The sequence below is a fragment of the Psychrobacter sp. PSP genome, assembly GCF_024085615.1.
Taxonomy (GTDB): domain Bacteria; phylum Pseudomonadota; class Gammaproteobacteria; order Pseudomonadales; family Moraxellaceae; genus Psychrobacter; species Psychrobacter pacificensis.
In genome coordinates this window covers 14,732-35,157 of record NZ_JABLTF010000016.1, presented here as the reverse complement: position 1 = coordinate 35,157, position 20,426 = coordinate 14,732, and the positions used below count along the sequence as shown (strand labels likewise).

17 protein-coding genes are annotated in these 20,426 nt (G+C 44.7%); 5 read left to right on the top strand and 12 right to left on the bottom strand.

The features are described from left to right. Nucleotides 1–49 precede the first annotated feature (49 nt). Complete coding sequence (locus HL061_RS06215) at nucleotides 50–1,090, bottom strand: aldo/keto reductase (protein ID WP_071002278.1); 1,041 nt, start codon at nucleotides 1,088–1,090, stop codon at nucleotides 50–52. A 47-nt stretch (nucleotides 1,091–1,137) separates the two neighbouring features. Continuing rightward, on the bottom strand, nucleotides 1,138–1,635 hold the full coding sequence (locus HL061_RS06210) for a peptidylprolyl isomerase (protein ID WP_071002277.1): 498 nt from the start codon (nucleotides 1,633–1,635) through the stop codon (nucleotides 1,138–1,140). Between the two features lie 161 nt (nucleotides 1,636–1,796). On the opposite strand from HL061_RS06210, the gene HL061_RS06205 reads away from it, so the two are divergent. Next, the gene (locus tag HL061_RS06205; protein ID WP_227517194.1) at nucleotides 1,797–2,465 is read left to right on the top strand and encodes a DUF1294 domain-containing protein; all 669 of its coding nucleotides are present in this window, start codon (nucleotides 1,797–1,799) and stop codon (nucleotides 2,463–2,465) included. Between the two features lie 20 nt (nucleotides 2,466–2,485). Then, nucleotides 2,486–3,298: a hypothetical protein gene (locus HL061_RS06200; protein ID WP_227517193.1), complete on the top strand. Its 813-nt coding sequence runs from the start codon at nucleotides 2,486–2,488 to the stop codon at nucleotides 3,296–3,298. Between the two features lie 129 nt (nucleotides 3,299–3,427). Here HL061_RS06200 and lspA read toward each other — a convergent pair whose 3' ends face one another. From lspA to HL061_RS06180, 4 genes are all read right to left on the bottom strand, one after another. Then, nucleotides 3,428–4,078 (bottom strand): signal peptidase II, encoded by a 651-nt coding sequence (gene lspA / locus HL061_RS06195; RefSeq protein ID WP_252962630.1) that lies wholly within the window; start codon nucleotides 4,076–4,078, stop codon nucleotides 3,428–3,430. Beyond that, nucleotides 4,071–6,932 carry an isoleucine--tRNA ligase gene (gene ileS, locus HL061_RS06190; protein WP_252962629.1) on the bottom strand — a complete coding sequence of 954 codons (2,862 nt, stop codon included), beginning with the start codon at nucleotides 6,930–6,932 and terminating at the stop codon, nucleotides 4,071–4,073. The genes lspA and ileS overlap by 8 nt, the downstream gene beginning before the upstream one ends. Before the next feature lie 452 nt (nucleotides 6,933–7,384). Beyond that, on the bottom strand, nucleotides 7,385–7,942 hold the full coding sequence (locus HL061_RS06185; RefSeq protein WP_240365921.1) for a protein disulfide oxidoreductase: 558 nt from the start codon (nucleotides 7,940–7,942) through the stop codon (nucleotides 7,385–7,387). Nucleotides 7,943–8,049: 107 nt separating this feature from the next. After that, nucleotides 8,050–9,687, bottom strand: a complete 1,638-nt coding sequence (locus tag HL061_RS06180; RefSeq protein WP_223334891.1) for a carbon-nitrogen hydrolase family protein — start codon at nucleotides 9,685–9,687, stop codon at nucleotides 8,050–8,052. Between the two features lie 533 nt (nucleotides 9,688–10,220). Between HL061_RS06180 and HL061_RS06175 the strand changes: the two genes are divergently transcribed. Further along, nucleotides 10,221–10,850, top strand: coding sequence for a BLUF domain-containing protein (locus HL061_RS06175; RefSeq protein WP_186475091.1), 630 nt, complete (start codon nucleotides 10,221–10,223; stop codon nucleotides 10,848–10,850). A 97-nt stretch (nucleotides 10,851–10,947) separates the two neighbouring features. Here HL061_RS06175 and HL061_RS06170 read toward each other — a convergent pair whose 3' ends face one another. Continuing rightward, entirely contained in the window at nucleotides 10,948–12,390 is a 1,443-nt protein-coding gene (locus HL061_RS06170) for an FAD-binding oxidoreductase (protein ID WP_186475090.1), read from the bottom strand. A 335-nt stretch (nucleotides 12,391–12,725) separates the two neighbouring features. On the opposite strand from HL061_RS06170, the gene serA reads away from it, so the two are divergent. After that, on the top strand, nucleotides 12,726–13,952 hold the full coding sequence (gene serA / locus HL061_RS06165; protein WP_240365924.1) for a phosphoglycerate dehydrogenase: 1,227 nt from the start codon (nucleotides 12,726–12,728) through the stop codon (nucleotides 13,950–13,952). A gap of 144 nt (nucleotides 13,953–14,096) precedes the next feature. Here serA and HL061_RS06160 read toward each other — a convergent pair whose 3' ends face one another. The 4 genes from HL061_RS06160 to HL061_RS06145 all read right to left on the bottom strand — a co-directional run bounded on the left by HL061_RS06160 (nucleotide 14,097) and on the right by HL061_RS06145 (nucleotide 18,382). Next, nucleotides 14,097–15,170, bottom strand: coding sequence for a rhodanese-related sulfurtransferase (locus HL061_RS06160; RefSeq protein ID WP_212563884.1), 1,074 nt, complete (start codon nucleotides 15,168–15,170; stop codon nucleotides 14,097–14,099). Nucleotides 15,171–15,433: 263 nt separating this feature from the next. After that, nucleotides 15,434–16,015: a tetratricopeptide repeat protein gene (locus HL061_RS06155; RefSeq protein WP_058025769.1), complete on the bottom strand. Its 582-nt coding sequence runs from the start codon at nucleotides 16,013–16,015 to the stop codon at nucleotides 15,434–15,436. A 400-nt stretch (nucleotides 16,016–16,415) separates the two neighbouring features. Beyond that, entirely contained in the window at nucleotides 16,416–17,033 is a 618-nt protein-coding gene (gene metW / locus HL061_RS06150) for a methionine biosynthesis protein MetW (protein ID WP_058025768.1), read from the bottom strand. After that, the gene (locus tag HL061_RS06145) at nucleotides 17,030–18,382 is read right to left on the bottom strand and encodes a homoserine O-acetyltransferase (protein ID WP_252962685.1); all 1,353 of its coding nucleotides are present in this window, start codon (nucleotides 18,380–18,382) and stop codon (nucleotides 17,030–17,032) included. Before HL061_RS06145 ends, metW begins: the two co-directional genes overlap by 4 nt. A 443-nt stretch (nucleotides 18,383–18,825) precedes the next feature. Here HL061_RS06145 and hemH point away from each other — a divergent pair, with 443 nt between their 5' ends. Continuing rightward, complete coding sequence (gene hemH, locus HL061_RS06140; RefSeq protein WP_252962628.1) at nucleotides 18,826–19,845, top strand: ferrochelatase; 1,020 nt, start codon at nucleotides 18,826–18,828, stop codon at nucleotides 19,843–19,845. A gap of 115 nt (nucleotides 19,846–19,960) precedes the next feature. Here hemH and HL061_RS06135 read toward each other — a convergent pair whose 3' ends face one another. Then, nucleotides 19,961–20,311 (bottom strand): hypothetical protein, encoded by a 351-nt coding sequence (locus HL061_RS06135; protein ID WP_252962627.1) that lies wholly within the window; start codon nucleotides 20,309–20,311, stop codon nucleotides 19,961–19,963. Between the last annotated feature and the right edge of the window lie 115 nt (nucleotides 20,312–20,426).

The window sequence follows — 20,426 nt, the reverse complement described above, 5'->3', positions numbered from 1 at the left end:
TATAATAAATGCAGGTGTAGCAATTTATAGACCGCTGATCTAGATCGAACTAAGGGGATGGATTGGGATGCTGCGCGTGTACCGCTTCAATCGCTTCCAATACATCTGCTGTTAGCTCCACATTGACACTATCAATGTTTGATTTGAGCTGTTCGGTTGTCGTCGCGCCAATGATATTGCTGGTGACAAAGTGACGTGAATTGACAAAAGCCAATGACATTTGCGCCATGTCCAACCCAGCATCAGCGGCGATCTTTGCATATTGCTCGGTCGCTGATACCGCTTGCTCATTGGTATAACGGGCATAGCGATCATACATCGTCAAGCGTGCGCCATCTGGACGCTTGCCATCGAGATATTTACCAGACAATACGCCAAAACCAAGTGGCGAGTAAGCAAGTAGCCCCACGTTTTCGCGATGGGCAATCTCAGCCATACCAACTTCGTATAAACGGTTTAATAGGCTATATGGGTTTTGCACCGTGATAGGCGCGATCAAGCCATTTTTGTCCGCTTCCCATAGATAGCGCATGAGTCCCCATGCCGTATCGTTTGATAAACCATAAGCACGAATGCGACCTTTTTTGATTTCATCATTTAATGCTTGAATGGTCTCTAAAAATGGCGTTAAGTCATCTAATGACTGTGCTGCCATGTCCTCTGTATAGCCGCGCTGACCAAAAAAGTTCGCTTGACGTTCAGGCCAATGCAGCTGATAAATATCGATATAATCGGTTTGCAAGCGCTCAAGATTGCCGTCAATAGCGCTGCTGATATGCTGCGCGTTAAAGCGTGTTTGACCATCACGCAAAAAATCCATTGGTGATATTTTGCTGGCAAGGATGACTTTGTCACGCTGTTTGGTTTTATCAAACCAAGTACCCATGAATCGTTCGGTATCACCTTGTCTGTCTTTATCTGGTGGTGATGGATACATCTCTGCTGTATCCCAAAAGTTGACGCCTTCACTCAGTGCCATATCCATCTGGGCGTGTGCCTCAGCCTTGGTGTTTTGCTGTCCCCAAGTCATCGTACCTAGACAGATCTTAGATACTTTTTCATCGAATTGCGGTAACGTTGTATATTGCATTCGATTGTCCTTTCTCGTTTTTTATTGTGGATTGTGCGTTTGGACAACTACATAAGTTGTATACCAGTGACGCCAGGTGGTGTGACCTTAAAGATTTTTACTTTAAATAATACGTCTTGCCCAGCCAGCGGATGATTGAAGTCCACTTCGACTTGGTCATCATCAATGGCGCTGATCGTACCGGGCAAGGTATTTTTGCCTTTGTCTTCGAATTCAACCATCATACCGACTTCTGGATTGTCAGCGACGAGCGCAAATTGAGTACGGCTAAAATGTTGGATGTTTTCAGGATTCCAGTCACCAAATGCTTGCTCTGGCTCAAGGTGAGCTGTGCGCGTGTCGCCTGCGCGTAGATTCATAAGTACCTGCTCAAACCCTGGCAACAAGCTTTCATCGCCGATAGTCAAAGAGACGGGCGCATCACGACTAAACGTTGAGTCAATGACCGTGCCGTTTTCTAGTGATACTTCAAAGTGTAGGCTAACAAGGCTACCAAAGGTGATGCGCGTGTCTTCATTTGGATTAATAAATTGAGATTGAGTCATAATAAAAAGCCATCGGTTGCTGGAATAAAAGAATAAGGAATCTGGATGCCGTATTATAGTGTAAGAAATAATAAGCCATCTAAGGCCAGATGTAAGCGTCAATAATGTAACGTAGATGAGGTACTATAATTGGCAATTCTAAAAGATATGAGGTGTCGGTGGTGAATAAACAACAAGGCACTGTCAAAAAATGGCAGGACGATAAAGGGTTTGGCTTTATCGAAACCGAAGCAGGGGATTCAATCTTCTTTCACGTGAGTGAGTTTAGAGCAAAGCGCCGTCCCAATGTTGGCGAGCAAGTCGTCTTTAGTATCGGACAAGACGATCAAGGGCGCTTGCGGGCAACAGAAGTACAAGAGTTGCACTTTGTACAACAAAAAATGGCACAAAAAAATCAGCAAATCCGTCAGCGCAACCAAAAACGCAGTCAGCAAGCAGAGTTTGAAGCAGAACAAAAGAAACGCTCGTTTCTTGGACTGGCTTTTTATGGTGTTTTAGCTCTATTAGCAGCGACAGGTAAACTAAGCTGGCTGGTGGTGGTTTGGTACGCAGCGTTGGGCGTGATCACTTACGCCATGTATGCCAAAGACAAAGCTGCTGCTCAAAGTGGCGACTGGCGTACACCTGAGTTTACATTACACGTGCTGAGTGCGCTTGGCGGTTGGGTAGGGGCGTTATTGGCTCAGACGTATCTGCGGCACAAATCACAAAAGCCTGAGTTTCGAGTGACTTATTATTTGACCGTTGTCATTAATATGGCAGGGTTGCTGTTTTTATTGGCAGGTGGTGGGTTAGGGGCTTTAACTGATGTATTATCAGCGTTGCTATAAATGAGAACTAAGACACACATATGGATAACGTGATTATGAATACGTCAGGCTTCGTTGGTGGCACCTTAGTACATACTGAAAAAGGTTTAGCACCAATAGAACAACTAAAAATTGGCGATAAAGTGTTGTCTAAGGCAGCTGATGGTTTGGGTGATCTGGTTTACAAGAGGATAACTCGGACGACAACTAATGATGCATCAATTTTCATGATGTATTTTAATACTTATGTAAATCCACAATTGAATTTGGCAGATAGAGTTAATCTAAGACGTAAGTTAAAGAAACAACAGATATTGCCTGAACCTCTATTAATGACAGCAGATCATCCCTTTTGGACACAAAACAGAGGTTGGGTGAGAGCAGATAAATTGAACGCTCAAGATATCTTAGTGACTAAGGATAATACTTATTTTACAACTGATAGTGGAGGTGGGTATGACTATAGATATGAAGGCATAATACCTATGTATCATGCAAATAAAAAAGGATATGCTTATCAGGTAAGCTTTGGTGATGAAACAGGCGAACTCAAAGGATCATACGTTAATTTATTAACAGGAAGGTATGAACTTTATACGGATCCAGCACCAACATGGATAAATAAATTGTGGCAAGCTGACTCAGAATGGGAGCAACGCCTATTAGAACAAACACCTAAAGATAAACGTGAACATGCTAAGTTCTTTGGTTTTCGTCAAGGTGAATGGAAAGATCCTGATACTATAGATTGGGTAGAGGGCGAAGGTCCTCTTACTATGACGGTATATAACATTGAGGTAGCAGATACTCATACTTACTTTGTCGGTGAGCAGGGGTTGTGGGTGCATGAATAGAGATTGTGCAGATAGGTCAAATTAACATATATATTCAATCGTCAAAAACAGACAAAAAAAGGTGGGTCACGACTGCGTAACCCACCTTTTTTATTTATCAATTAAATTAATATCTTTAGCTATAGACGGTTATGATCGTGGCATTTCACGCTTCTTTTCCAAAAACAGCATATCGATGACAATCAGTACAACACCGAGAGAAATCCCAATATCTGCAATATTAAAAATCGGATAATGCCAAACATCAGCATAGTGCACATGGATAAAGTCAATCACATGACCATGTAGTAAGCGGTCGATCAAATTACCAAGCGCACCGCCTAGTACCATGGCAAGTCCAAGCGAGAGTAGCGTGGCTTTGCGAGGTGCTTTGAGTAAATAGATGATCAGAAACAGTGACATGAGTAATGCCAGTCCTGAAAAAAACCACTTCTGCCAACCGCCAGCATCTGCCAAAAAGCTAAATGCTGCGCCGTAATTATAAGCAAGTGTCCAGTTGAGAAATGGCTCAATCACGGGCACTGGATCATGAAAGGTCAGCTTGGTTTCTGCCAGCCACTTGGTCCACTGATCTATGACAATGATAATCAGCGCCAGTGCATACCAAATAAAAGCACGAGTACCGTTAGCCACCAGTTTTGGTGTCCTATTTATTGACTTGCTCAGGCGGCCTCTAGGCGTGGTTGAGCTACCTGTGGTCGCATGAGCAGGCTTAGGCGAATGATCAACCTCAACCTGCGAGTCATGCGGGCTTTCAGATGAATCCGTTGGGTTAGGCATAATGACGTACCTCGCCGTCACCACTGACGTTGGTCACGCAGCGCGCGCATAGTTCAGGGTGTGCGCTATCTGTGCCGATATCATCACGGATGTGCCAGCAACGTACGCATTTAGTACCAGTGGCAGCGCTAACTTGTACCACTAGATCTACAGCCTCTTCTGTATTCGTTTCGGTTGCTTCATCTACCTGTACGATGCTATCAGTAGGTGCTTCGCTCATTGGCTTTAGTTCTGCGTTGCTAGTGATGAGTACAAAACGAAGCTCTTCATCAAGCTTGGCTAGACTTTCATACATGGCACCGTCAGCGTATAGGCTCACATCGGCAGATAAGTTGGCATTGATAATTTTTTCACCACGTGCGGTTTCGATGTGCTTGTTTACCATGTCTTTGGCAAACATAATACGCTGCCAGTCATCATTGCTGATAGCACTTAGCTCAAACGCTGGGAACTCGTACCACTCTTGGGTAAACACGTAGCCGCCTTTATCAGCCTCACGTTGGTTCAGCACTTCCCACGCTTCTTGCGCCGTGAATGATAAGATCGGTGTGATCCAGCGAATCAGCGCATGAGCAATATGGTAGATTGCCGTCTGGGCAGAGCGGCGCGGCTGACCGTCTTTTTGGGTGGTGTACTGACGGTCTTTGATGATGTCTAAATAAAAACTGCCCAAGTCTTGCGAGCAAAACGCGGTCACGTGCTGGGTGACTTGGTGAAAGTCCATTGCATCATAGGCACTGATGATTTGCGCTTGTACGGTTTGCGCGCGCTCAATGATGAATTTATCAAGACTGACCAGCTCGTCCATCGGTACACTGTCGGTTGCAGGATTGAAGTCATCAGTATTGGCCAGTAAGAAGCGCAAGGTGTTACGAATACGGCGATACATATCGATCGCGCCTTTAAACACCGTCTTACCTGCGCTCATCTCATAACGATAGTCGCTAGACGCAATCCACAGACGCAACATGTCCGCGCCCGTTTTGTTGATCTCTTCTTGCGGCGTGATGATATTACCCAATGACTTACTCATCTTACGACCGTTTTCATCGACCACAAAACCATGGGTCAGTACTTGCTTAAACGGTGGGCGCTCATACATGGCCTCTGACGTCAGTAATGACGTTTGGAACCAGCCGCGATGTTGATCAGAACCTTCTAAATACATGTCAGCTGGGTTGGTCAATTCATCGCGTTGCTCAAGTACGGCGAAATGCGTCGTGCCTGAGTCAAACCACACGTCCAATGTGTCCGTTGCTTTGTCATAATCAGCCGCTTCGCTACCTAAGAAGTCCTCGCAGCTGGCGTCAAACCACGCTTCAACACCGCCCTCAGCGATTTTTTGCGCCGCAGTTTCCATCAGCTCAAGCGTATTTGGATGCAGCTCGCCTGTTTCTTTGTGCGTAAAGAACGTAATCGGCACGCCCCACGTACGCTGACGTGAGATACACCAGTCAGGGCGACCATTCATCATCGCTTCGATTCTATTCTGCCCCCATGCAGGTGTCCAGTTGACCGATGGAATATCAGCAAGGGCGCGAGCACGTAGACCTTGGGTTTCCATATTGATAAACCACTGCGGGGTCGCACGGAAAATAATCGGTGACTTGTGACGCCAGCAATGTGGATAGCTGTGTTCAATTTTGGTATGGCTGATTAGATGGCCATTGTCATGTAGGGCAGCGATGATTTTTGGATTGGCTTTATATATGTGCTCGCCTGCAAATACTGCCGCGCTATCTAGATAAACGCCCGTACCGCTCACTGGGTTTTCCACTGGTAAGTTGTATTTTAGACCAACGATATAATCGTCGAGACCATGACCGGGTGCAGTATGTACCAAACCAGTACCACTATCGGTGGTCACATGATCGCCCAAGATGAGCGGCACTTGGCGGTCTTCAATCAATGGATGCTGAGCGCTCAATCCTTCAAGCTCACTGCCTGATACGGTCGCGAGGACGCCTTTATTCTCAAGTTTGAGTTCACTTAGCGCAGTTTCAATAAGATCAGCTGCTAGTAGCAGGTTGCCTTTTTTGGTCGCAACCACGCTATAGTTATGCTCAGGATGGACTGAGATGGCTTGGTTAGCAGGCAGTGTCCACGGCGTGGTCGTCCAGATAACCGCAGCGATGTTGTCTGCGATACCTGCCAATGCGGTCACTTTATCCGTGCCAAGTACATCAAAGCTGACATAGATCGCGTCAGAGACTTTGTCTTGATACTCTACTTCAGCTTCCGCGAGAGCTGAGCTACAGTCCAAGCACCAGTTGACTGGCTTCATACCACGAGTCACATGACCATTGTCATAGATTTTGGCAAGCGCGCGCACGATGTTGGCTTCCTGCGCAAAGTTCATAGTCAGATAAGGATTGTCCCAATCACCGAATACGCCTAGACGCTTGAAATCTGCCTTTTGTAGTTCAATCTGAGTGTTGGCGTATTCGCGGCATAGACCACGGAATTCGGTAGCAGACACTTTTTGACCGACTTTGCCGACTTTGGCTTCGACTTTTTGTTCGATTGGCAGACCATGACAATCCCAACCAGGGACATAAGGCGCATCAAACCCTGACAAGGTTTTTGATTTGACAATAATGTCTTTTAGTACTTTATTGACCGCGTGACCCAAGTGAATCTGACCGTTGGCGTATGGAGGGCCATCGTGCAAAATATACTTAGTCGCACCAGCACGCGCCTGACGAATTTTACCGTACACGTCATCTGCTTCCCAAGCAGCTAACCAATCTGGCTCGCGCTTGGCAAGGTTTGCGCGCATCGCAAATGGCGTATCCGCAAGGTTCAGCGTGTCTTTGTAATCTTGGCTTGGTGTGTCAGTGCTTTTATCAGTCATAGAAGGTATCTTTTTAAAAGGTAGGTTTGTGTGTCGGTTAAAACCGGCTACAAGGCTCGATGTTCAACGTATTTCAATATAGTGCTGAGGTTAATGCTGTGTCGATAATACTTAATTACTAATAATAGTAGGTATATTGCTCATCATAGTCGGTTTATCAACCGTCATGTCAATAAATACCCATTGTTGCTCATTAGTCCACAAATAGTTACGTCAATAATAAATGGTAACGAGACGATTGCAACATAAAATATGCTAGTAAAAATAATTCAAAAAAATATTTAGATCGGCAGCTATTATATGACAAAAAGAGTAGGGTAAAAAGAGCTGAGCAATTGCATCCTCATTTTGATCAATATCAACTGTTTATCTACGTTGCATGTCGTTGATGAAAGTATAACGATGACCTCTTCGCAAGATAATTTATTAAAAAATAAAGTCAGGTTCAGCCGCTAAAAAACCGATGCTAACCATAAGCGCAGTTTTAACGACCATAGTGGCTGAATACCTGTTAGCCCTTGTGTCATCTTGCCATTCTCTAATACCACATAGGATGGTGTGACTTGTCCTTGCCAATCCGCAAAGATATCACCTTCTTGGTCATTTATCGCGGTGAAGTCAAACTGATGCTGATCGAGGTAGCTGCGTAGCTCTTGATTTGAGCCTGACTGCACAGCGATAGTGATGACAGCATGATCGTTTGTCGCTGCTAGCCTATTTATCGTTGGCGATGTGACGCTACAGACCGAGCACCATGTCCCCCAAAAATATATCAGTGTTGGCTGCTGGCGACTCAGCTCGGCCAAATCCACCGGTTGCCCTTGATAGTCCATTAATTGCAATTGCGGATCGGCTGGCATGACAGGCTGTCGCCACCAGTTGACCACACTATAAATCACCAAAAATATCACCCCATAGAGCAGTGCTGTCTTAAGCACAGACAGGATGCGCTGTTTGGGTGTTTTTTTCGGTTTTTCGAGGGTTTTGTCGATGCCAATATCAGTCGTCATAGGGGCTGCTTTTATACTTTTATGTGTTGATAGATAAAAATAAACGGCTGATGATGCAGCCGTTTATTGGATTAAAAAGTCAGTAGGGAGTTATAGCAGATACGTTATTATGGCTTTTGCGCACGATTCTGCAATGGATCACCAGTAAGCACACTGCCTGAGTTTTCGCGGCGTTCTTCGTCACTTAATTTGCTTGCAGGAACTTTGGATTTACGTTTCCATTTTAAACTAAATAAGTCATCACGGCGGTCGATCAGGTTGTGCACTGAGCCTTCGTGACGCACGTGAGTCAACTTATCTAAGTTGACATCAGAGAAGAAAATCATCTCGGTATTGGGCGTGGTCTCTGCCATGATGGCATCATGTGGGAATGCAAAATCTGACGGTGAGAAGATAGACGACTGTGCGTACTGAATATCCAAGCTTTCGACTTGTGGCAAGTTACCTACCGAGCCGCAGATCATGACATAGCATTCGTTTTCAATGGCACGTGCTTGGGCACAATGGCGTACACGCAAATAGCCGTTTTTGGTATCTGTCCAGAAAGGCACGAACAAAATATCCATATCATCAAGTGCTAACAGGCGTGCAAGTTCAGGGAACTCAACGTCATAACAGACCAAAATACCAATACGCCCCGCATCGGTGTCAAAGACCTGTACTTTATCGCCACCTTCAATGACCCACGCGCTACGCTCATGCGGGGTGATATGAATTTTGCGTTGCTCTTCAACCGTACCATCACGGCGGCACAGATAACTGACATTGTACAAGGTATCGTCTTCGTCTAATAAAGGCATAGAGCCTGTAATGACATTGACGTTGTAACTGACGGCCAAATGCGAAATTTCATTTTTAAACCATTCGGTATAATCGGCCAAAAAGCGAATGGCGATGTTTTGGTCAGTAGACTCGCACAAGCCCATCAGCGGCGCATTAAAGAACTCAGGCAAACAAGCAAAGTCAGAGTTATAATCGGCCATCACATCGACAAAGAACTCCACTTGCTGGAGCAGTTCTTCTGGCGACTCGACCTCACGCATCTGCCACTGAATACCACCGATACGCACCTCAGATTTACGCGTATTGGGCTTATAATCTTTTGGCTCATAATAGATATTTGACCACTCAAGCAAGGTGGCAAACCCTTTCGATTGTTTGTCATCTGGTAGGTAAGCGGTCAAGATACGCTTGACGATAAACCCGTTTGACAACTGAAAAGACAATGCAGGGTCGTGAATTTCGCGGCTCTCAACAGCGTCAATATATTCGCCTGGGCTTAAGTCTTGGTGGTTATGGTAGTTAGGAATGCGGCCACCCGCCAAAATAGCGCGGAAGTTGAGCTGACGACACAGCTCTTTGCGTGCGTCATAGAGACGGCGACCGAGACGGTAGCCACGATAATCAGGGTCAATCAGCGCATCCAAACCATAAATAGCATCACCCTCAGGGTTGTCTCTAATGATTTCTTTTTGCCCGATCAAATCATCATAGGTATGCGGGTTAGAAAATTTGGCATAATCAACACGCATGGACAGTACAATACCAATTAATTGATCATGGTCAAACAGCGCAATCTGCCCTTCAGGAAAGGCGTCTATGAGCGTATGAATGGTGTTTTTTGACCACGCGCCGCCTAGGTTGACGTAGACGCGATCCATCAAGGCTTTTAGTTGGGGGTAGTCTTTTTTCTTGATCTCAGCGATCGTGAGATGAAAGTCATCTGTTTTTTCGATTTTACTCATGATATTCCTATATTAAATCTCTACTAAATTTGAGTATGCGTAATGCAATGATCCTAAGCACTCGATTTTGTCAATTTTTATGAAAAAAACCAATAAGAATATTCCAGTAGTCAGATATAGCCTTTACAATAATTATTACCCTATTTACAATGGGTTATAGCAATATTTTATGACATGTTGCTCAGTGTATTTGAGGTTTATTCTGACTGATATAGAGGAATAAACCTTAGTAATCATTGCCTGCCGTATCACTTGGTTTTTTATTGGATTGTTAATAACGAAATACAGGGTTGTCCAATGCCTTTACAACGGCGACTGTTTTGCTATTTATTATCTAAATATAAAATCTAAGTAATATCTATCAGTATCATTCATTTTGCTTGCTATGATAGCAAGCTATATAAGTAATAATAGTCTCACGTAGTAACTATTTGCTACGTTTTTGTGAGTCTGCAGCTTTATCTACTTCAGGCATAGTATCGTTTTGCTTGTTTCATTTGGCCGGCGTTATCGGCTTTTAGGATTATTTTATTATGCCCTTAACTCGTAGCAATAGAATCAAGCAATGGGATGCAATACAAGAATCAGTACTGGTTCAATTGGTCTATGTCAGTACGCTAACGCTCGGTTCACGCCTAAATACCTCTATATTTGAGGATATAGAGGCCCATGCTCGCGATTATAATGAGCAGCATGGTATTACTGGTACATTATGTTATGGCAATGGTCAGTTTTTGCAGTGCATCGAAGGCGAAAAAAGACATGTCTTTGCGCTACAAGAACGTATCTTTGCTGATAGTCGTCACAAAAATATCGAAGTGCTTTTACTACAAGAGATTAATCATCGCAGCTTCTCAGACTGGCGCATGCGTCTGCTGTTTTTGGAGCGCTGGCTATGGTCGCCTGCAACCAAAGAGCAAGCAGCGCAGTTGTCACCATTTCTACCATTTGCGCCGCACGGTTGGTCACCTGATCGTACTGAGCAATTTTTGCAAATTATCAAAAATTTCGATACCCAGCCACATATCAAGGCAGCGGGCATTACTTACAATGCGCTAGGCAATATGTTCCGCCATATGGCGGCACCGCATCAAGCCTTTTTGATTGTCCAAGGGTTTCTTAGTATCTTGCTGGTAGTGGGGTTGATGTTGCTATACTGGTAAACCATGTACCTTTACAAACGATGATCTGATGAATAAAAAAAGACGCTAGCCTATGGGTTAGCGTCTTTTTTTTTGAGATAAATCGTTGGCCTACCAATCACATATCAAAAATCTTACCACGATTCATGATGTTGTTTGGATCAAACACCTTTTTCACCTTACGCAAATAATCAATCTCAGTCTCGCTGCGGCTGTATTGCAGATACGGCTTCTTCGTCATACCCACGCCATGCTCAGCAGAGACCGACCCGCCATATTTTTGTACCGTCTCAAACACGTATTTATTGACAATTTGACACTCACTAAAAAAATCATCCTTACTCATGTTATCAGGCTTTAAGATATTCAAATGCAAATTACCATCACCGATATGACCAAACCAGCACACCTCAAAGTCTGGATAGTTGCTGGCGACGATATGATCAATCTCAGCGATAAACTCCGGTACATAGCTGATGAGTACCGACACGTCGTTCTTATAAGGGGTGAACACAGAGATCGTCTCAGAGATATATTCGCGCAGCTTCCACAGCTCTGCCGCCTGACTAAGGCTTTGACTCATCACCCCATCAACCACCCAGCCCTCTTCCATGCACTGCTCAAAGATGGCCATGGCTTTTTCCATGATTGGCTCATAGGGGGCTTCAAACTCTAATAAAGTATAAAACTTGGTACGTGATTCAAACGGCTCTTGTACTTGACCATGTGCCATGAGCTTATCAACCGCTACATCATCAAAGAATTCAAACGCAGTCAAATCAATCTGGGCTTGAAAGGCAGAGAGCACATTCATGACGTCACTAAAGTTGTCCATACCCAGAACCATGACATTTAAGTCTTGTGGCTGACGCTCAAGTTTGATTTGCGCGTGAGTGACAAGACCAAGGGTACCTTCAGCACCGATAAACAGTTGACGCAAGTCGTAACCAGTGGCGTTTTTCACCATGCCTCGGTTGAGGTGCAAGATATCCCCTTTACCCGTAACAACCGTTAGTCCCATGATCCATTGACGGGTCATGCCATAGCGGATGACTTTGATGCCGCCCGCATTGGTACCGATGTTACCACCCATTTGACTAGAGCCTGCTGAGGCAAAGTCGACAGGATAGTAGAGATCTTTTGATTCGGCGAACTGTTGTAGCTGTTCGGTGACAACGCCCGCTTCAATCTCGACCATGCGGTCCGCTGGATAGAACTGTCCAATCTGGTTCATTTTATCCATGCTGACAACGATCTCGCCATTGGCGGCGACGGCGCCTGCTGAGAGTCCGGTACGACCACCACTAGGGGTGAGGACGACGTTATGCTCATTAGCCAGTAGGACGATGGCTTGGACTTGTTCGGTGGTCTTTGGGAAGGCGATGGCGGCGGCGGCGGGGGCGAAGTGTTTGGTCCAGTCTTTGCCCCAGTGCTCTAAGCTCTCTGCGTCGGTCTTTATTTGGCTGGGGTCGAATTGATGGGTGTCAGTCAGTGAGCTTAGGATCGTTTGCACAGCGTTGGTATGGGCTTGGGAGGTGGACTGTTCGGTAGTTAGCGTCATGGTCAAATCTCAATATTAGCGTAAGCACGATGTTGGGACTGTTTATTATATAGCGAAATGACTATAAATTCAGTGAGGAGTCGGCTCGTGATGGCAATAAGTGGGTGATAGTTTCTAAATAAAAAATGAGACAAATAATAAAAAGTGGTTTGTTTGATTTCAAACCGAATGATTCACTATAGCATAAAAATTTTTCAGGCTTGATAATCAATAATTCATCTAATCTGCTAACATCGGCGTCAAATTTTGTGTAAGATATCGGGACTGTTTTCGTTTCATCCATCACAGATTATCCGACAGATAATCTTATAAAACAAATATAGGACAGTTCTCATATGGCGTTATCACTACAAAAAGACAAAATCCGGTTTTTATTGCTTGAAGGTCTACATGACAATGCCCTAAAAGTATTGGAGGGTGCTGGTTATCACAACATCGAGAATATCAGTCACGCGTTAGACAAAGAAGAGCTGATCGAAAAGATCAAAGATGCTCACTTTATCGGTATTCGTTCGCGTACTCAATTGACGCGCGATGTACTTGAGCATGCAAACAAACTTATCGGCATTGGGTGCTTTTGTATTGGTACCAACCAAGTCGATCTAGATGCCGCTCGTGACTTAGGTATTCCTGTCTTTAACGCGCCATTCTCGAACACCCGTTCGGTAGCTGAGCTGGTATTGGCTGAAGCGATTATGCTGTATCGCGGTATTCCTGAAAAGAACGCAACCGTACATCGCGGCGGCTGGGGTAAGTCTGCGACTAACTCACATGAAGTGCGCGGCAAGACTATCGGTATCGTCGGTTATGGTTCTATCGGCTCGCAGTTGTCTGTGCTAGCAGAAAGCTTTGGTATGAAAGTCATCTATCATGATGCTGTGACCAAATTGCCACTAGGTAATGCGGTACAAGTTGGTAGCCTAGAAGAGTTACTATCAATGGCTGATATCGTGACATTGCATGTGCCTGATGTGCCAAGCACGCGCTATATGATGAAAGCTGAGCAGTTCGCTCAGATGAAAGAAGGCAGCTACTTTATCAATGCGGCTCGCGGTACGTGTGTTGAGATTGATGATCTGGCGGCAGCAATTGAGTCTGGTAAAATTTTGGGCGCGGCTATCGATGTGTTCCCAAAAGAGCCAAAATCAGCTGACGAAGAGTTTGAATCACCACTACGTAAGTTTGATAATGTGATTTTGACGCCGCATATCGGTGGGTCAACACAAGAAGCGCAAGCTAATATCGGCCTTGAAGTCGCTGATAAGTTTGTCAGATATTCTGACCAAGGTGATACGGCGACGGCGGTGAACTTCCCAGAAGTTTCTATTCCGTTCAAAGAAAACTCGCATCGTCTGCTACACATTCATAGAAACGTGCCAGGCGTACTGTCTCAGATCAACCGTCTGTTTGCTGAAGCAGGTATCAACATCCTAGCACAGAGCCTGATGACAGAAGGCGATGTCGGTTATCTAGTCATGGACGTTGACTACAACGATTCGACTGCTGCACTCGATCAATTAAAAGATGTAGAAGAGACTATCCGCGTACGTATCTTATTCTAATATAGTCAATCTGCTTTTAAATTGGATTAACTATATCAGTGCTAATAGTTTTGATACGCATTGAAGATTTATCACAAAAAAAGAGAGGCTCTATTGATTAGAGCCTCTCTTTTTTACTTCTGTTTTATTGTACTAATGCTAGGTTTAATTGGCTTTAGCGTTGTTTACCGCTTCTGCTTGCAGACGCGCTTCAATCTTGGCCGCTTTGCGTTTTTCTATGACATCCATCACGTCACTACCGATATGGGCTTCACCGCGTTTTTTGGCCAGTTGCATTTGGTGCTCGCGCTCACGGAAACGCGCTTTTTGCTCATCTGTGGCTTTGTCAATACAATGCGGGCATGACTCGCCTTTGATATAGGCTGGGCTCTGCATGTCATCGCTAGTGATGGGCATACGGCAGGCAAAACACTGCTCATAATTACCTTTTTTTAAGTTGTGATTGACCGATACACGGTTGTCAAAGACAAAGCAATCACCTTGCCACATAGAGTCACTGGCTGGGATTTCTTCTAGGTATTTTAGGATACCACCTTCTAAATGGTAGACCTCTTCAAACCCTTGCTCTCGCAAATAGGCAGTTGACTTCTCGCAGCGGATACCACCTGTACAAAACATGGCCACTTTTTTATGCTTGGCTGGATCGAGCTCTTTTGATACGTATTCTGGAAACTCGCGGAAGGTTTCAGTGTTTGGATTGACGGCATTTTGGAACGTACCGATTTGCACTTCATAATCGTTACGTGTATCGATGAGAGTCACTTCAGGATCTGAGATCAGTGCATTCCATTCGCTAGGCTTTACATAGCGACCGACCGATTGTAGTGGGTCGATGTTTTCTACGCCCATGGTGACGATTTCTTTTTTGAGCTTTACCTTAGTGCGATAAAACGGCTGCGCATCGGTATAAGACTCTTTGAAAGTAAACGTACCAATCGCTTCGATATTGCGCAGATAGTCAAGGATGGTATCGATACCCTGACGCGTACCAGAAATCGTACCGTTAATGCCTTCGCTTGCCAGCAATAAAGTGCCTTTGACATCGTTATCTAGCATGGTATTCAAAATCGGCTCGCGATACTGCTCAAAGTCAGTAAAGCGTGTGAATTTATAAAGTGCGGCAACAACGATATTGTTAGTGAGGCTATCGTAGGCGGGGGCTGATTGATTGTCAGTTACCACGGTTTCTTTGATATTACTATCTTGAGTGGTGCTCATGTGTTTCTCCTGCTGGCTAGGTCGCAAACCTAGTGCGTTGGGTTTAAAGTATCTTTTCAATTTAAAGCATTAACAAAATTGTGGGATTGATGAATGCGCGCGTAGTGTAGCAAATTTTGGCAGGGTTTTGAATAGTTTAGGTCGCTCAGCTTGATAGGAGCTGAAATAATAAATGTTTTGATTATAAGATAAAAACAAAAAATCCAGCTCAAAGGCTGGATTTCTTATTATCAACTTAATCTTTTTTGAGGTTCGTTTAGAGTTTACTTACTCTGGAACCAGCGATCCGCTTGGTTACGTGCATTGGCGATGTCTGAGCTTGATAAGTTCAATGCCAACTGTCCAATTTTGCCGCGCGCTTTGTTACGGACTTTTTCGTCGAGCATGCCATCACGGGCAGCCAAGTCATACCATTTATAGGCATCTACCAGATTTTTTTGTTTTTCATCTAACAATGCAAGTGTATAGCTGGCACGGTTGTCGCCACGCATCGCGGCTTTCTCTAGCCAAAGACGCGCTTGCTGCAAGTTAGGTTGTACGCCTTCACCGCGTAAATACATGATAGCAAGGTTTAACTGAGCAGGAGCAACGCCTTGCTGAGCGGCTTTGGTGTACCACTGGATAGCTTGCTGGGTGTTTTGAGCAATACCTTCGCCTTTTTGCAAGCGCTTGGCTAGATAAAACTGAGCATGATCGTTACCTTGGGCAGCACGACTAGACAGCTCGCTCACAGGCATCAGCTCAAAGCGTGAAGTATCAAGCGGTACGTTTGATATTAACTCAGCATTGGCCAAACCAGCACAAGAAAATAAGGCAGTAAACAATGCGGCTTTTAATAATTTCATAGCAGCTCCAAAATTAGGCAGTTAATACGCAAGAAAATTGTACCGCTAAACATCGTCTCGCTAAAGACAGTTAGACGGCGATAACAATTAGGTGACATCTTGCGAGATGAATTACCTAATCATCAGCAATAGAGTTTTTAATTTTGTATCATCGATTTAACCCAACTAATTAGACAAACGGTCGTAATAGTGGGATAACTGACAACATTTTGCTAGCTTAACACCCAAACTTACGAAACTCAAATACTAATTACAAGATTTAATAGCTGCTTGTACCTGATTGTCCTCAGTAAAATCATAGAGTTACTATAAGACAATCATTAGTTAACAATTTGCTAAGATAAAAGGTTCAGCAATAACGGTCATTTTATCCTTTTGAGCAAAAATTAAATATCTGACATTACTTCGTTTTTTTCTTTGTCACTCGATAGATAGCGACATCTGCGAGTAGATTGGGTGCCTGTCTAATTAATGCCGTCATCAGTGGGGAATGACCTTTATCAGAGTCGCTTACCGCAAAGCGATTAACGATATGAATATCATGCTGCGCACACAGTTGCTCAAAGTCTTTAAACGTACATAGATGAATATTGGGGGTGTTGTACCATTCATAAGGCAGTGCTTCAGACACCGGCATCATCCCTTTAAGCCCTAAATGAAGACGGTTTTGCCAATGGGCAAAGTTAGGGAATGTGATGATCGCCTCTCGGGCGACGCGTAGCATATCGAGCAGCAGCACATCAGGCGCTTTTACCGCTTGTAGCGCACGCGCCATAACCACGGTATCAAAGCTGTTATCGGCAAAGCGTGCTAAGCCATCGTTTAGGTCTTGCTCAACAATCGATAAGCCGTTGCCAATGGCTTCGTTGATTTTGTCTTCATCAATTTCAAGCCCGTATCCAGTGACGCCTAACTTCTGCTGTAAGTGCGCGAGCAGCTCGCCATTACCGCAGCCCAAATCAAGTACATGTGCTTGCGGTGCGATCCAGCGCTCTGCCAGTTGGTGATCCATTCTCATGAGCGCTCTCCTGTGGCTGGGCGGCTAGGGTTAATAAATGGCGCTGTCAAAAATCCTCTAACAGCACCCATGTAGCGAGGAATGTCAAATAAAAAAGAGTCATGGCCATGCGGCGCATCAATATTAATATAGCTAACAGGTTTGCCAGTAGCCATCAGCGCATCGACAATTTCTTGCGAGCGTTCTGGTGCAAAGCGCCAATCGGTGGTGAATGACACAACCAAGTACTGGCATTGTGTATGGGCGAATGCCGCTTTGAACGCAGAAAGCTCTTGCTGTCGATCAGACTCAATGTCTTCAATCGTCGCTACCGCATCTTCTAACTCATTCTGCGCATTGGCTTTGCTAGACTCGACTGACGCCGCGATAGAGTTTTCTAATGGGACGGCCGACTCTGTATTGTCTTTTGCTACCGCTGATGAATAGTCACGTGTCGGGTCGAAATAATCTAATGCCTTGGTCATAAGTAGATAGGTATTGGCATCAAAGTTTTCACTAAAGCGCTCACCTTGATAGCGCAGATAGCTCTCAACCTGAAACTCGACATCGTAGCCATACATAAACTTGCCAGATTTTAAGTCACGACCAAACTTGGCTTTCATCGCGTCATCAGTCAAATAAGTGATATGACCAACCATCCGTGCCAAAATCAGGCCGCGACGAGGGTAGGTACCAGCTTGTATGTAGCGTCCATCCTTAAAATCAGGATCGGATAATATAGACTGACGGGCGACTTCGTTAAAGGCGATGTTCTGAGCAGACAGTTTCGGCGTACTGGCAATGACCACGCAGCGTTTTAGCCTATCGGGATAGTCGACGGACCATTGCAGCGCTTGCATCCCGCCCATCGAACCACCGACGATGGCATGCCAGACATCGATGCCAAGACGATCTGAGAGCATGGCTTGGGTTTTTACCCAGTCTTTAATCGTGATGAGCGGAAAGTCAGGGCCGTAGACTTGTGGCTCATTGCTGTTATTTCCCCTGCTATCGCTTGAATCGATACTGTCAATTGAACTAACGCTATCGGGATTAATAGTTGTTGGGCCTGTTGAGCCAAAACAGCTACCGATGTTGTTGACGCACACCACATAAAACTGATTGGTATCGATGGCTTTGTTGGGGCCAATCATATTGTCCCACCAGCCCGCTTTTTTGTCATCAACGCTATGAAATCCTGCCGCGTGATGGTTGCCCGATAACGCATGACAAATCAAAATCGCATTTGATTTATCGCTATTGAGCGTGCCGTAAGTCTCTACCATTAAATCGAATGAGGGCAGAGTACGGTTACATTCCAAGGTCAATGGCTCAGCAAAATGGAATTTTTGTGGCGTAATCACACCCACAGATCCAGCAGTAGTATTGGCTGAGCTGTTTACGTGAGTTTGAGAATTAGGGGACTGGTCACTGGTATTATCAGAGCGTGCGTTCAAAGCTACCTCGCAAGACAACAATCATCAATAAAATAAGAGCAAAATAGGAAGGTGTTGACAGACTACTTTACTTACACCGTTTTTATAAACTGGGCTTGCCTATTGTATGGTGATGCGCGTAGGAGTACAACCGCCGAGCAAGTCTTTTAAACGCCGTTTTATCGCGTTAAATAGTAAAGGGTAAATGATAGAAGGCTGGCGACTGCGTAGCAAATTGTACAAGTGCGCTTTTGCCATGCGTTATGAAGGGATAAAATGCTACACTAATGCGGTGTTTGCACAAAGGTGTATGAGCAATCTGGTACCTTTATGATGACACGACTTCTAATAACTTACTGCTGATAAATAGTGCTGCTATGAAACCTGAATTGCCTCCACGTATTGCTGTCCTGTTAGTCAACCTTGGTACGCCAGATGAGCCAACGGCACCTGCCGTACGACGCTATCTTAAACAGTTTTTGTCAGATCCACGAGTGATCGAGATTCCCAAGTTTTTGTGGGCCATTATCTTGAATTTGTTTGTCCTACCAAGCCGTCCTAAGCGTGTCGCAAAGGCTTACGCGAGCATTTGGGAAGGGGATTCACCGATTCGTAAAATCCTAAAGAGCCAAGTGGAGCTACTAGAGCCGCGTCTGGCCAATAGCGTAGCGCCATTTCGCGTCTCTGTGCATCCTGCGATGAGCTATGGTAATCCTGGACTGCCTGATGTGATGGATGCACTGCGCGCAGAAGGCGTGGATCATTTTGTCATCTTGCCATTATTTCCGCAGTACTCAGCCTCTTCAGGCGGTGCGGTATATGATGCGCTGACAAAATGGACACTCAAGCAACGTAACTTGCCAAACTATACCATTGTCAAAGACTACTTTGCGCATCCTTTATATATTCAGGCATTGGCTAACTCGATACGCCGTTTCCAAGAGAAACATGGCAAGCCTGAGAAGTTAATGTTCAGCTTTCACGGCATTCCGCAGCCTTATGCAGATAAAGGCGACCCGTATCCTAAGCGTTGCAAATGTACAGCGGCGCAAGTGGCACATGCACTTGGTTTAAAAGACGATGAATGGATTATTAGTTTTCAGTCACGCTTTGGTAAGCAAGAGTGGGTGAAGCCATATACCGATGTGGTATTAGAAGATTGGGGCAAATCTGGTGTGCGCTCAGTACAAGTCATTAGTCCTGCGTTCTCAGCGGATTGTCTTGAGACGTTAGAGGAGTTGGCCATTGAAAACCGTGATAATTTTCTAAACGCAGGCGGGCAAGAGTATCACTATATTCCTGCGCTAAACCTTGATGAGACACACATTGAATTGCTCGAAGCGTTGAGCTTGCCTCTTGTAAAAGGCTGGGCTGGCACACTTGATGGATGGGTATAATCAGCTGAGAATATCTATTACTGTTAGTTAAATGATAAGTCATAAAAAAGCACGCTTAACGATATTAAGCGTGCTTTTTCGCTCTAAAGGGCTATATCAACCGCGGTGCTAATTTCTAAAAATCGTCATCATTGCTACGTTCTGCAGCGTCCCTATCAGCGATATCTGCCGGATCTGGATAATCGTTGTCATCAAGATTGTCTTGCACCAAAATCTCATCGACACGTGATTCATCTATGTTTTGGCGATGCATAGGCGTTAGTCCTTGCGTAGCAGCACTACCGACTTCTGAATTGTCAAATCCTGCACTATTGTCGATGACATCATCGTTATCGATTGTGTGTAGCATTTGGTTGTCTAAATCAACCAACTGATTGTCTTGGTTATCCCTGCTGTCATTATTGTCGCGGCGATTGCCATCGATATGATCCATCTCTTCTGGTAATGGGTTCTTTGAGTTTTCCATAGTTGATCCTTTATTGTATTTATTAGAAGTGAGAGTATCGCACCAACTGTTTATAATATTGTGCGTTGCGATGTTATTAATATGTTTATCAGTGTGTACGCTTATGACGTTTTTC